Source organism: Kitasatospora sp. NPDC059088 (assembly GCF_042738155.1).
In the GTDB taxonomy this organism is placed as follows: domain Bacteria; phylum Actinomycetota; class Actinomycetes; order Streptomycetales; family Streptomycetaceae; genus Kitasatospora.
In genome coordinates, this window is record NZ_JBHYGR010000031.1 from 47,256 (window position 1) to 60,081 (window position 12,826).

Consider the following 12,826-nt stretch of genomic DNA (forward strand, 5'->3'; position numbering starts at 1 on the left):
CGAGACCGCTGCGCATGTCCGTGCGGGGCGCGGTTGGACCTTCGGCTGCGGCCTCGGGCGCTGGGGGACCGATCAGGCCTGGCGATCCGTGCCGGCGCGGGTTGTATGTCCCGCGCGGTGTACCGCTTGTAAGTGTCCTTCGGCCGGGCGCCCCACGGCGAAATTCCAAGATCTTTTGCGGGCTTTCCGTGGGCGTCCCCTGCGGGTGCCATGCTGATCACCATGACGAACAGTGACAGCATGGTCGCGACCCGTGGCGAAGCGTGGTTCGAGTGGGCCGGCCTCGCCCTTGTCGGGATGCTCGTGTCGGGCCCGTACTTGTACTACCTGGCGACGACGTCGTGGTTCGTGGCCCAGCGCTACGACGCCAACAACCTGTTCTGGTGGCTTCTGCCGGTGGTGTTGGTCGGCGGGAACGTGTCGGCGGCGGCCCGGATCGGCGGGAACGCCTTGGCCTCCTGGGGGGTGCGCCTGCTCTTCGCCGCGCTCGCGGCCGGCGCTTTCTTCGGATACCTGCACGGCCACCTCGGCGAGTTGGAGGCACCGGTCGTGCAGTGGGTGTGGCCGCCCTGTGGCGCGGTGGCGGGCATGTTCGGGCTCCAGATCGTCCGGCTGTCCGCCGCACGCCGGCCCTGGCGCCCCGTGGGCAGCGAGACGCGATAGCTGCTCGGTCTCACGCGTACCGGACCCGCCCCGGTGATCACATCCCGTCCAGCGGCGTGGGGCGCCAGCTTGCGGAACCCGGGAAGCTGTCGCTGTGTCAGCTCGGCAGCCTGCGGCGGCCAGTCTCGGCACGCGCTGGCGGGCGAGATGGTCGTACGACGCCGCGGCCGCACGACCATCGCCGGAGCAGCCGCTACTTCGCAGATTCCTTGAGCTTGGAGCCGGCCGTCGCCTTGACGCTGTAGCCGGCCGGAATTGAGATCGGCTCGCCGGTCTGCGGGTTGCGGGCGGTTCGCGCAGCCCGGTGGGTGCGCTCCAGGGTCAGGAAGCCCGGGACCGTGAGCTTCTCCTCGCCCTTCCTGACGGTCTCCCCGGCGATCTCGACGAACGCTGCGAGGACCGCTTCGGCGTCCTTCTTTGCGATCTTGGCGCGGTCGGCGAGAGCTGCGACCAGTTCGGTGCGGTTCATCGTTCTCACTTTCGATCATGTAACTCGGAGCCAGCCGTATGCTGCCAGATGGCCTGGCCAATAGGGGCATGCGGAGCGCGGTGGCGCTGCACGGGGCGGGGCCCGACGCCTTGCTCGAATGGCAGCTACGGGACGACCTCCTGGCAGGCCCAGCTCTCGAGCCCGGTGAACGAGATACACGCCTTCCCCTTCTCCAGACGGATGTTGCGCCACTCGGCCACCAAGTCCCTGCCGGAGTCATGGGCCCGGACATCGCCGTGGATGGACTTGCCGTTGCCTTCGTGCAACACGCCCCAGCGGTCGAGCTGGCCGCTTCCGTTGACCCAGCGAGCGACGACCCGATCAGCCCAGCTGCCCTGCCCGTGGATCTCGATGCACACGTCCGGGCGCGTGGTGCCGGTGCCGAAGAAATTATGGGTGCAGGCATCCGAGGAGCGCTGCGCCGCAGCGGCTGGCGGGGCCATCCCCAAGGAGAGGAGGACGAGAGCGGATGTGGCGGCGAAGGCCTTCACATTCACGTGCGGATCATCCCTTCGAATCGGCAGGAGCGGATTGCCACTGCCGAACGACACCAGCCGAGAATGGTTCCGGCGAGCATCACCCCTTCGGCTCAGCCGCGATCCGCACGGCCACCCACCGGTTCGCCGACCCGGCACACCGGAGCCTGGCCGACCAGGCGCAACCCCCGAAGTCGGAGGCTGCTGCCACGGCAGTTGAACGGCAAGCTCACCGAAGGCCGATGAGGCCCCAGCCGCGGGATTCGGCTCCGGCGACCACCTCGCCCCACTCGTGCAGGAGTGCGGCGGCGGCGTCGAAGGTGGCGGGCCGGCCGGCCCAGCCGGCGCATTCGGCGTCGAAGGGCGCGCGGAGTTCCTCCAGTCGCGGTGCGGCGGTCTCCCAGGCGCGGGCGAGGCCGGGAATCTCGTCCGGGGCGCAGAGCAGGAGTACGTGCGGGTACCAGGGTGAGGGGTCGTCGGGGAAGCCGGCGGCCGGTGCGGGGCCGTCGGCCGGGGCCTCGGGGACGAGGGCGCCGAGGAACTGGTCGAGGGCCCCGCGCAGGTCGGGGGCTGCCGATTGCCTGATGTCCGCCCAGGCGGCGGCCAGGTGCCAGTGAAAGCTGTGGGCGCCGGTGGTCCCGTGGAACTGGTAGCGGGCGCACCACGATGGTCCCGGCGGCCACACCCAGCCGTCGGGCTCGGCGGCGGGGGCGGCCGGGTCCGGATCGCTCCAGATGTCGGGGAACACGGCGTCGTCCAGCACGTCCAGGCGCTCGTCCGCCGGTATCCGGGCCAGCCGGTCCCAGTCGGCCATGACCACGGTGATGTCCAGTCCCATCCGCGCAGGCTAACAACCGCGAACGCGCCAACGTCGCCCCGCATGCGTCGTTCCGAGGCCAGCGCCTCGGCGGAGGGTGACAAGCACTGAGCCGGCGGCCGTGGCCGGGGAGCTGAAGGTGAGCGGCGCGATGGCGCGAACTCGCGCCCCGCTCCTTCGGTGTCAACCACCCGGACCCCCGGGCGCCGCCTCTCACCACGTTCGGGTGAACGGGGATGCGGGCACCCCCGGGGCGACCCGCCAGCCCATACGCTGCTCCCGCCCAGCGGATCGTGATGGGGAGATCTCACGCATGCTTGTGTCCTGCCAGCCCAAGGAGGCGACCGTCCGCACGCTGCTCCACGCGGCCCACGTCGATCCCTACCAGGCGCTCGACTGGCAGGACGGACGAGCCGTTCCTGCGCGCTCCGGCTACATCCTGGAGACCGGAGACCGCCCCGGCACGCTGCGCCTCTCCTACTCCGACCTGTCGTGCGCCGAGCAGACCGAGGCGCGCTTCCACGATCGGATCCGCGAGGCGCTGAACACGAGCGACTCCCTGGTGGCCGAGCAGATCGACACCGCCCGGGTTCGCAACGTGGGGGTGCGGGTCAAAGGAGTCCGGCCGATGACGACTGCGGATGTCGCGCTTCTGGTCGCCGCCCGTGCCGGGCACCTCCACCGGCACGGATCCACGTGGATCAGCACCGAACCCGATGCCGAGTTGCGCACCCGGCTGGTCCCGGACCTGATCCTGACCGGCTGGATCGGATGCGGGTCAGATGGCCTCGCCGAACTGACCACCGCTGGCGCTGCCGTGCTGGCCACGCCCGCTGATCTGACACGCTGACCACCGCAATCCCGCCGACCGGCCACGCAACGAAGGGGCCGTCCCCGGCCGCGACCGGATCTCCGAACGCTACAAGATGCCGACCCATAGTCTGGGGCGTGCATGGGGATTGGCGGGCGCGGGGGAGGACCAGGGCGTTGCGGATCATTCGGATGCTGGTCGGGGTGCTTCCTGGACGAGCTTCACTTCCGGGAGCACGGGTCTCCGCGCCGATGCAGGCTGTTGCATGGGGCGGCGCAGGGTTCCTGGCCTTGTTCTACGTGGTGGTCGCCGTGGCGAACGCCTGGCCGGGGGCAAGAGCGGCGGCCGCCGGAGCCTCCCCTGACGGTGGCCACGTTGCGACGGAGGCGATGCTGCGCGCCTCCGTAGGCTGGCTCGGCCTGGCCCTGATGGCGTGGCTGCTGCTGTGGGGCGCGGAGTCGGCCACCGCGGTCGGTCTGCGTCCCCTTCCGATGCGCCACGTCCTTGCCGCGGCCTGCACAGTGTTCGTCCTCGCGGAGGCGCCCATGATCGCCCTTGCCGTCGCCTGGAACCTCGCCCGCACCCACGTACAGGGCCTTGCCGAACACTCGGGAAGCTCCGCTCACACAACCTTCCTCGGCGACGCCGTCTCGTCCATGGCGGCCGGCGTGAGCGAGGAGATCGTGGTCCTGGTCGTACCTGTGCTGGCCGCTTGGCGACTCGCTCAGACGATCTCCAGCCCACGGCTGCGCCGCACCGGTGTCATTGTGGTCGTCGTTGTTCTTGCCAGCATGCGGCTGGCGTATCACATCGAGTACGGCCTTGCCGTAGTGCAGCTCGCGCCCTGGGCGATCGCATGCGTGCTGCTGTACCTCAGGTCTGGTGCGATTCTGCCGCTCATGATCGCTCACGTCTGCTACGACCTGCTTGCGGCGGTGACCAACCGGATCTCGGCACGGCATGGGCTCGCGGCAGCCCTGACCGTGTTCACCGCGGTCACCGCCATCGCGGCGGTCACCGCGTTTCGGCAGGGAAGGTCGGTGCGCCGCCATGCCGAACAGGCCGCCTGACTGGAGCTGGCCCCTTCCCTCCGGGGCGGGCTGGGGAGTCGGTCCGGGTCCGGGCACCGCTGCGGGCCTGGGGCTCGCTGTCGGTGAACCGGTACAGAATTCGGATCATGAACCGGATGCTCACTCTGCCGACGACCGTGCCCGCGTTGCTGGCCGATGCCCACGGGCTTGACCCGGTGGCCGGCGGGTGGGCCCCGCAGCATGCCGTGGCCACGGCGGACGGCTACACCTACGTGGTCTCCACCGTGTGGCGCCCCTGGCGCGGCACGGGCGATCCGGCCGACCCCGCCCACGCCGAGCTCAATTTCCGCTTCATCACCCGCTTCTTCCCGGACGGGACGCCCCTCACCACCGCGGTGTTCGGTGGTCCCCGGCCGGACGGCACTCCGTCGGCGATCATCCCGGACGGCAGCGGTGACACCCTGGCCGTCCTGCCGGACGGGACGGTCGCCCTGGCCCTGCGGCCTGGCAGCACCCACGTGTTCTCGGCCGACCTGAGCCAGGTGCTCGCCACGTGGCCGATGCCCTGGGGCTTCGAGGAGCGCAAGGCGCGGACGGGGGATCCCTTTGCCGCCTCGATCGCCGTCACGCCGTCCGGCCGGCTGCTCTGCACTACCTCGGAGTACGGCCTCAAGTGGGCCGACGCAACCCTCAACGTCGTCGCCGTCTCCGATCCGGTCACCGCGCTCGCGCCCGGCTCCAAGCCCGCCCTGCGAGCCATTGCGAGCCTCCACCCGACGACCGACAGCCAGACCGATGCCGACCAGCACCCCCATGTTGTCTTCGGTGACGCGCCGGTGTGGCGGGACAACCGCCCCTGGCCCACGCTGACCGACCTCCTGACGGACTTCACCGGTTCCTCCGGCACCTTCTACGGCTACCGGGACTGCCAGATGACCCGGCCCTCCGCCCTCGGCGACGACCTCTTCGTCGTCCCGGTCTTCGGCCGGACCTTCCGGTCGGGCAGCCGCGGCCAGGAGTTCAGCTTTGCCCTTCTCGACGATCAGGGCGTGCTGCGCGGCCGTCTGGAGGGCTTGCACCGCCACGACGACAGCCCGTTCACGGGTCTCGATTTCATTGTCGTCGCCGATCCGCACCGTGGCCGGGCCTACCACCTCAACCGGTACGGCCTGTTCGCCTGGACCGCCGACGGCCGGCTGCGCTCCCGGATCTCCACCGCGGACAGGCCCTTCACGGCCCTGAAGAACTTCGAGCTGATGGAGTGCACCCCGGCTGGCGAGATCCTCCTCCTGCACCGCAAGCAGCGCCTGCTGCTCCGCGTGCCGGTGCCGCAGGACCTTGAGGCCCTGCCGGCCGCCGTCGAAGCGGCTCTCAAGGCCTACGGCACCGGGCGCCTCGCGCTCAAGAAGCAATACGCCCCAGTCAACTGGGGCTGGCAGGACACCTCCGGGCAGGTCGTGCACCTCTGAGGGCACGAACCCGCGTACGCGCGTGCTTCCCGTGAAGGCCGACGCGACACTGCTGCTGACGAAGCGACATGACCGAGGGGACCCTTCTGTGACTGTGACCGTTGCCCGCCACCTTGAGCCCCGGCCGGATGGGCAGGCGTTCGCCGACCGGCTGAGCGAGCGGGTGAACCAACGCGTCGATGGGCTCGAAGAGTCCTCCAGCCTGATCGACTTCGCGTTCAGCACCGCCCTCCTCGCGCTCCAGGCCCACTGCGCGGCCGACCCGGAGGGGTCCCGGCTGGAGACCTGGAAGGCCGCGGTCACGGCGATGCAGCTCGGCTCGGCGCTGTTCGCCGTGACAGGCGCGAGCGAGGGCACCGTCGAGTGCTTCATCAACGACCGCCCCCGCGCCGTCCCGGCTGCCGGCCCGCAGTCGTATGCCGACGCGGACCACTGGCTGGCCGCGTTCTGGCTGGCCCTCGTCTGCCGTGAACGGGAGCGGATGACGCAGCTGTGCGAGATCCCGTTGGACCGGCTGCAGTCCCCGGAGGGCGTGTACGACGAGTACGTCTACCACTGGATCGACGTCCAGCAGAGCTACCAGCTGCGCCGGCCTGGCTTGGTCGACAAGCTCATCGCCACGATCGCGGCCGCGAACCCCGAGGCCGCCGTCGTGACCCTGCCCGGCGTGCTGGACGGGCTGATGTACCCGCCGATCCACCTCTTCTACCTGGTCGTGCGGGGGCGTGAGGAGGAGTTCGCCCCGGCCCTCGGCGAGGCGCTCGACCTCCACAAGACGTACTGGTCGGCGGAGGATTGGGCGGCCAAGCTGGATGGTGCGCTCGCGCTGGGGCCGCTCGCAATGGCGTGCCTGGCGTTCGACCGGGAGTTCCCGGTCGACGTGGAGTCGCCGTATCTCCCCAAGTACCTGCTTTCCGGCGGCTGGCTGGGCGAGTTCTCCACGTAGGCCGCCTGCACACCCTGCGCTGGAGCGGCCGCATCTCCGCGGCCGGGCCGGCGCCGGGTGGTTGTCGTGGGGGAGCGGTTCTCAGCCGTCGGTGCTGAGCGCGGACGGGTCGAGCTGGACGACCGGTTCGGTGCTCAGGTGGTCCTGCCAGGTCGCGAGAGGGACGCGCACGATTGAGAAGTCGGCGACCCGGTTCTCAATGACGATTCCGTACCAGGCGCCTCGCTCCAGCATCAGCAGCAGCGGCTCGTAGGGGTCGGGAAGTTCGGGCAACGGGGCCGTCGTCGTGTCGAGCAGGGTCGCCCAGCGCAGCGCGGCACGGCACAGGCCCTTCGCCCGGACGTCGCCAACGTTTGCCTCCAGGAACGCGTCGAGCCGCGCGGCCAGTTCCGCGTCCACCCGGACCGTGGGGTCGGCGGCCGCCGCCAGGTCGACGACGGGCCAGTCGCCGGCGGGTTGGTAGATCTGCGTCCAGAGGGCCGAGCGGCGCAGGTGCTCGCGGAACAGGCGCGAGCGTGACGCGGCGTGGGTGAAGGCGGTGTCGTCGTCCCGCCAGTCGATGGCGGTGAGGCGTTCGACAACCGCCCGGGCCCGCGGCGTGGTCAGGATCCGTGTGACGCGCTTGATGAAGGCGTCGGCCTCGGCCCTGATGATCTCGGCGTGGTCGTCGTCGTTGTGCCCGAGGTAGTACAGGCGCAGGTACTCGGTCGGCTCCCAGCGCAGGTTGCGGGTGAAGGCCTCGTCGACGTCGATGCCGTCGGCGGTGCTGCGGCGCACGATTCCGTACGGGTTCTCCCGGGAGCTCGTGCTCGATTCGTCGAACCGGGCGTAGTAGGTGAAGCCGCTGAGGACTTCGACGTCGGCGCCCTGCTCGGTGAGCCAGCGCTGGAGGGCGAGGCCGTCGAGTTCCCGCTCGGTGTCGCCCGTGACAAGGGTGACGGGGCCGAAGAGCGTGCCGGTCAGGCCGCGGAGCACGGTGTGCTCGTCAACGGTGACGGTGAACGAGGTGTTCGCCGTGGTGGCGCCGGAGAGGTCGGCGCCGCGCAGGTCGACCTGGAGGAGGGTGGCGTTGGTGAGGTCGGCGCGGCGCAGCGTCGCGCCGACGGCGTTGATCTCGGCCAGGGAGGCCGACGTCAGGTCGGTGTCGTCCAGGCAGGCGGAGCGCAGCGTGGCCTGGTCCAGCGTGGCCTTCACCAGGCTCGCCCCGGCGAGGTTCGCGCCGGTCAGGTCGGCCTTTTCCACGTGGGCGCGCCAGAGCTCGGCGCCGGCCAGCGAGACGCCGGCGAGCACGGCGTCGGTGAACCACGCTCCGGTGAAGTCCCCGCCTGACAGGTCGGCCCCGCGCAGGTCGAGGTCGACGGCCTCCAGTGCCTCGCGGTCCGGGGCCGCCGCCCAGGCACCGAGCCGGTCGGCCGCCTTCCGGTCCAGCGGCAGGGTCCGCGGATGCCATGTGTCTGGGATGCCGGATGCCACGATCGTCCCGATGCCGTCGGTGAGGTCCGGTCCGAGCCCGTCGATCAGCTCGGGGGCTTCGAGGCCGTACCCTTCGGCCACGCCGAAGTAGGTCCGTTCGCCGGGTTCGGCCTTCACGCCGAGCAGCCCGTCGAGCTCCTGGAGCGCGGCCGCGAGCCGGGGCGAGTTGTGCGCGTGGACGGCCGGATGCGGGCGGCCGTGGAAGTCGCAGTCGCCCCAGACGTCGTGATGGACGGACAGCTCGGCGTACGGACCCAGGTTGCCGGGCGACACCATGAGCTCCACCAGCCGGTACTCCCTGCGGCGCCTTCCGCCCGCGTCGATCCACTCACCGTTCCCGAACACGGTGACCGCGCCCATCTCCGCCTGCGGATGGCCAACCGGCCGGCAGGCCCGCATCTCCTCCGCGAGCGTCGGCTCCTCCAGCGAACGCGACACGAGGCTCAGCCGGCTGTGGATGCCGAGACCGCCCTTGCCGACCTGGAACCAGGACCATTCGAGCGCGCCCGGTTCCAGCAGGCCGTGCGTGCGCAGCACACCAGACATCTGCGCCGCGACCGCCAGCACCGACTCCAGGCCCGCTTCCTTCACGCCTTCGAGATCCCAGGTCCAGGAGGCGCACTCTCTCGGCGCGCGCATCAAAAACGACACAGGAGCTCCCTACAGCTTGAACGATCCGGTCGGCCACCGCTGCGCCCACCGCGGAGCGGCGGTCGCGTACCGGGATGCGCTGGAGCCCGCCTCGCAGCACGAAGGCTCGGCCGAAACGGAGCTGCCCGTCCCGCGGATGGCTCCTCTGCGGATTCGCACACGGCGGACACTGCCGATCCCGGTGGTCATCCATCGATCGTAGGGGGGAGGCGACTCCCGTTCGTTCTTGGGCTGTGTGGTGTGCGATCGGCTGGTCCAGGGACCTGATTCCGATCGGGCTGATTGAGCGCCACCGATGGGGCCGTGCCCGGCATAGCTGTACTCACCAAGCCGGCCGACTGGGCGGGTTGAAGGCTGTTTGGGCCTCGGTTCCTGCTTTGGCCGCTAGAATGCCGGAAACGGCCGGTGTGAGGGCCGGAGTCCCGCCGTACGGCCCGCGAACGGGCGGCACAGCGGCCAAGGTGGTAGGAGCGGTCCGGACCGACGGGCGTACTCCCGCACCGCACACGTCGTCAGCTCATCTGGTCCACCCGCCCTGCTCGCTGAGTGCTTCGCGCGCCGGGGTCCGGAATCGCGGGACCGCACCCCTAGCCACGTGCGCGCCGAAGGGTTTAGCGATGCCGCAGAACCGGCGTTCCCAGAAGAAGAAGGCCCGCAAGCGCGCGGCCGCCACCGGGCAGCCGTACAGCGCGGCCGCCAGCGGCACCGGTCACCAGCACCTGGGCCCGGAGATCGGCACACTGGACGGCCGCCCGTGGGGCGTGGACCGGCAGGTCAACATGCGGCCGATCCAGGCTCTGATCGGCGCCGCGATGGCCGGCTGCCTGCCGTGCCAGCGCTCCGCCACTCCGGCCATCCTCGGCGGTGACCGCCTGGCCGTGGCCGCGGTCGCCGGCATGCCGCTCGCCGCGATGTCCAAGATGCCCGCCTCCGCCCTGGCCTCGCTGTCCGCGCCGTCCCGGCGGCTGTGGGAGGCCAACCAGCAGATGATCACGGCGGGGGACGCCGACGGCTCCCGCGTGCGCACGATGGTTGAGGAGATGTCGGAGGCCGACCTGGCCGTAGTCCTGGACGACGCGCTGAGCTTGTGGGCCGGGATGGCCGAGCTCAACCGGCCCCGCCACGACGCCGATGGGCTCGACCTGGACGGGCAGGGCCACCTGGACACCTGGAGCAGCCCGTCCGACGGGCCGGACGAGGAGCTGACGCGGGTCCCGGACAATCCGTTCGCGGCGGGTGGCTTTATGGTCATGTCTGCGCAGGATCTGGCAGCCGGGTTCCCGCTGCCTCTGCTGCTGCAGGCTGCGATCGACGGCACGGTCGAGGACCGGATCACCGAGCACGCCGAGGACGTTTTCGACACGCTCGACGAGCGCGGCGCGGCCGCCTGGCGCGAAGCTGCCCTGCTGCTGGTGCAGTTCCTGCTCTGCGGCGGGTACTACGGCGTCGGGCACGAGGCCGCCGCCCGTTACCTGGCTCAGCAGCCCGCCCCCGACGAGCGCATCCCCTCCACCACGGCCTTCCACCTGGCCGTGGCCTCTTTCATGGCCACGGGTGCCCGGGCCGCCGACCGTGTTCTGGCCGCGCTGCCCTCCGAGGTCCTGGCCGGCACCACCCGCCTCCTGTTCTTCACCGCCGTCGGCTCCTCCGGCTACCCGAAGGCCCTCCAGCGCGACCTCTTCAAGGAGCTGTGCGCCGATGTCCACTGACACCGCTGCCCGGCAGACCAGCGCCGACCAGACCGACACCGCTCACCTGCGGGCCGGCAAGTTCATCACCCTGGAAGAGATCACCGGCCACCTCTCCGCCGCCGGGGTGCTGCTGCTCCAGCTCGCGTATGCCGCCGAAACGGTGGCCGAGCCCGTCGAGCTCGAAGGCCTGATCGAGGAGTGGCGTCGCCGCGCCAAGCAGCTCGCCGCGGAGGCTGCGCTGTTTCAGCGTCTGACCGCCATCGCGGCCGGCGACGTCCCCATGGCGGCCACGTTCCCCACCGACGGGGCTCCCTGGGGCGCTGCCGCAGCCCACAGTGACCGGACCACGTACGGCGGTCCAGCCGTCGTTCCGACCCATGCGCAGCTGGAGTTGCTGGCCGACCGCGCCAAGCCGGGCGGCAACCCGTTCGCCGCCGCCTTCCGCGAAGACGTGGAGATGACGACGTTCCCTGCGGCGATGGCCGGCGTGCGCTTCGTCGAGTCCCGGGCGGCGTCCTCGCGGCGTGCGGCCGAGCGTGCCGCGGCGATCCGCGCCGAGACGCTGGCGATCATCTGCGGGAGCCCGAAGTGCGCTGCCGGTGAAGGTGACCCCTGCCGCACCAGCACCGGCCGCGTCTCCGAGCAGCCCCACAAGGTCCGCCTGGACGAGGCCACCGCCAGAGTGGACGACCGACTGGGCACGCTGGGCCCGACCATCGTGGTGAACCGCCATGTCTGACCACGACACCGCCCCGCCCCGCGGCATCGCCCGGCTGAGCGTCGCCGGTACCAGCCGAACCGTCGAGACCCTCACCACGCTGCTGAGCGAGTACTTCACCACCACACGTCCGATCCACGACGACGACGGGCGGACCTGGCTGGACGTCGACACCCGCACCCCGGCCGCGACGGGAGTCCAGCGGTCGGACACGATGACGCTCACCCAGATCTCCCAGCGGATCGCGGTGCGGCGCGACATCGTCGCCCGGATGCGCACCCGGATGGCTGGCTTCCCCCGGCAGGTCGGCGGCACCGACGAGAACCCGCTCTTCTCCGGAGCCACCGTCGACGCGTGGCTCTACCAGGACGGGTGGTCCAACAGCTACGAGCCGCGTGAACCGGCGATCGTCACCCTGCCCGACGGGTCGAGCGTGACTCTCTACAACGCCGCGCTGGTGCGCAGGACCCCGGGGAAGTGGGAACAGGGCGCGCCGGGATGGATGGAGTTGGGCGGCGACACCACGCCGCCTGCCTATGTCCCTCTCCAGGACGCGGTCCTCAGCCGGGTCCGGGTCGCCGGCCTGCCGGACGTTGCCGTGCGCTGCGCCAGCGCCGACATCTTCGACAACGGTCACGGCGGCCGCTACATCACCCTCTCGTGGTCCATCGAGGACGAGGATCCATTGCCAGCGGCCGAAGTCCTCCAGGGGACGAGCTGAGCATGCGGGTGGGGTCTGCGGGCCCCACCCGCACTCTCGGGCACCGGGGCTGGGTGAGGCTGCTCCTCATCCGGCCCGGAGGCCTGACGGACGGCTGGCGGGAGGATCCACCCCCGAGCATCGGGAGCCGGGCGGTGGTCTCTACAGCTCCTCGTCCAGGTCCACGCCCACGGCGGCGGCCTCGCGGCGGGCGAGGGTGGCGCTGGTGATGTTGAGGGCGTCGTGGATGCGCTCGATCAGCTGATCGGCGTGGTGGCCGTCTCCGTGGTCCTCCGGCTGCGCCCGGAGACGGAGGGCGTCGCCGATCGCGAAGAGCATGCGGACGGCGGTCAGGGCGAAGCCTTCCAGCTTCACCGTGGGTTCGGCGTCCAGCGGCCATGGAACGGCAACGGCACCCGGTGCGGACAGATCGACGGTCATGGCGTCGAGGTGTGTTTCGATCCGGTCCATGAGGCGGAACACCGTGGTGGTGTGGTCCTCCGGCTCAGGCCACAGCTCAGGCCTGCGGTCGGCCGCGTCGCGGACCTCGGCCCGGGCCTCCATGTCCATGGAGGCCGTCACAGAGTCCGTGGCTCGGTGCAGGTGAGCGGCGAGGGCCGCGCGCTGGACGGCTTCGTCCTCACGCTCCAGCTCGGCCGGAACGGCCACGCCCATGGCGGCGCAGGCGGCGCGGAGCTGGGCAAGGCTGGTGTGCAGGGTGGTGGTCACGCAGGCAGGATGCCGCAACCCGGCCGCGCGGCGACCGGTTGCTCGCGGCGGGTTGATCGCGCGGCGTAAGTAACGGTGCCGGGCGCCGGTCCGGATCGGTGCGGCCGGCACTGCCGTGATTCACCCTCAGGGAAGCGGCCAGTCGTTGACGGCGCCGGTTC

Annotated in this window: 13 protein-coding genes; 8 read left to right on the top strand and 5 right to left on the bottom strand. The window is 71.0% G+C overall.

Annotated elements, in window-relative coordinates; translation table 11 throughout:
• Nucleotides 1-222: 222 nt before the first annotated feature.
• The gene (locus tag ACFWXO_RS16610; protein WP_380524656.1) at nt 223-663 is read left to right on the top strand and encodes a hypothetical protein; all 441 of its coding nucleotides are present in this window, start codon (nt 223-225) and stop codon (nt 661-663) included.
• A 193-nt stretch (nt 664-856) separates the two neighbouring features.
• Here the strand turns inward: ACFWXO_RS16610 and ACFWXO_RS16615 are convergent, their stop codons facing one another.
• The 3 genes from ACFWXO_RS16615 to ACFWXO_RS16625 all read right to left on the bottom strand — a co-directional run bounded on the left by ACFWXO_RS16615 (nt 857) and on the right by ACFWXO_RS16625 (nt 2,467).
• Entirely contained in the window at nt 857-1,132 is a 276-nt protein-coding gene (locus ACFWXO_RS16615; RefSeq protein WP_380524657.1) for an HU family DNA-binding protein, read from the bottom strand.
• A gap of 125 nt (nt 1,133-1,257) precedes the next feature.
• A complete protein-coding gene (locus ACFWXO_RS16620) occupies nt 1,258-1,704 on the bottom strand; it encodes a hypothetical protein (protein WP_380524658.1) in 447 nt (148 codons plus the stop codon).
• Nucleotides 1,705-1,858: 154 nt separating this feature from the next.
• Complete coding sequence (locus tag ACFWXO_RS16625) at nt 1,859-2,467, bottom strand: hypothetical protein (RefSeq protein ID WP_380524659.1); 609 nt, start codon at nt 2,465-2,467, stop codon at nt 1,859-1,861.
• A gap of 292 nt (nt 2,468-2,759) precedes the next feature.
• On the opposite strand from ACFWXO_RS16625, the gene ACFWXO_RS16630 reads away from it, so the two are divergent.
• The 4 genes from ACFWXO_RS16630 to ACFWXO_RS16645 all read left to right on the top strand — a co-directional run bounded on the left by ACFWXO_RS16630 (nt 2,760) and on the right by ACFWXO_RS16645 (nt 6,703).
• Nucleotides 2,760-3,296, top strand: a complete 537-nt coding sequence (locus ACFWXO_RS16630; RefSeq protein WP_380524660.1) for a hypothetical protein — start codon at nt 2,760-2,762, stop codon at nt 3,294-3,296.
• Nucleotides 3,297-3,556: 260 nt separating this feature from the next.
• The gene (locus ACFWXO_RS16635; RefSeq protein WP_380524689.1) at nt 3,557-4,327 is read left to right on the top strand and encodes a type II CAAX prenyl endopeptidase Rce1 family protein; all 771 of its coding nucleotides are present in this window, start codon (nt 3,557-3,559) and stop codon (nt 4,325-4,327) included.
• A 107-nt stretch (nt 4,328-4,434) separates the two neighbouring features.
• A complete protein-coding gene (locus ACFWXO_RS16640; protein WP_380524661.1) occupies nt 4,435-5,757 on the top strand; it encodes a hypothetical protein in 1,323 nt (440 codons plus the stop codon).
• A gap of 88 nt (nt 5,758-5,845) precedes the next feature.
• Nucleotides 5,846-6,703 (top strand): immunity 49 family protein, encoded by an 858-nt coding sequence (locus ACFWXO_RS16645; protein WP_380524662.1) that lies wholly within the window; start codon nt 5,846-5,848, stop codon nt 6,701-6,703.
• A gap of 81 nt (nt 6,704-6,784) precedes the next feature.
• Here the strand turns inward: ACFWXO_RS16645 and ACFWXO_RS16650 are convergent, their stop codons facing one another.
• Entirely contained in the window at nt 6,785-8,815 is a 2,031-nt protein-coding gene (locus ACFWXO_RS16650) for a pentapeptide repeat-containing protein (RefSeq protein WP_380524663.1), read from the bottom strand.
• Between the two features lie 629 nt (nt 8,816-9,444).
• Here ACFWXO_RS16650 and ACFWXO_RS16655 point away from each other — a divergent pair.
• From ACFWXO_RS16655 to ACFWXO_RS16665, 3 genes are read left to right on the top strand one after another with little or no spacing between them, the layout of a single operon-like run.
• Nucleotides 9,445-10,536 (top strand): hypothetical protein, encoded by a 1,092-nt coding sequence (locus ACFWXO_RS16655; protein WP_380524664.1) that lies wholly within the window; start codon nt 9,445-9,447, stop codon nt 10,534-10,536.
• Entirely contained in the window at nt 10,526-11,257 is a 732-nt protein-coding gene (locus ACFWXO_RS16660) for a hypothetical protein (protein WP_380524665.1), read from the top strand. Before ACFWXO_RS16655 ends, ACFWXO_RS16660 begins: the two co-directional genes overlap by 11 nt.
• Nucleotides 11,250-11,957, top strand: coding sequence for a hypothetical protein (locus tag ACFWXO_RS16665; protein WP_380524666.1), 708 nt, complete (start codon nt 11,250-11,252; stop codon nt 11,955-11,957). The genes ACFWXO_RS16660 and ACFWXO_RS16665 overlap by 8 nt, the downstream gene beginning before the upstream one ends.
• 141 nt (nt 11,958-12,098) lie before the next feature.
• Here ACFWXO_RS16665 and ACFWXO_RS16670 read toward each other — a convergent pair whose 3' ends face one another.
• Complete coding sequence (locus tag ACFWXO_RS16670) at nt 12,099-12,665, bottom strand: hypothetical protein (protein ID WP_380524667.1); 567 nt, start codon at nt 12,663-12,665, stop codon at nt 12,099-12,101.
• Nucleotides 12,666-12,826: the final 161 nt, after the last annotated feature.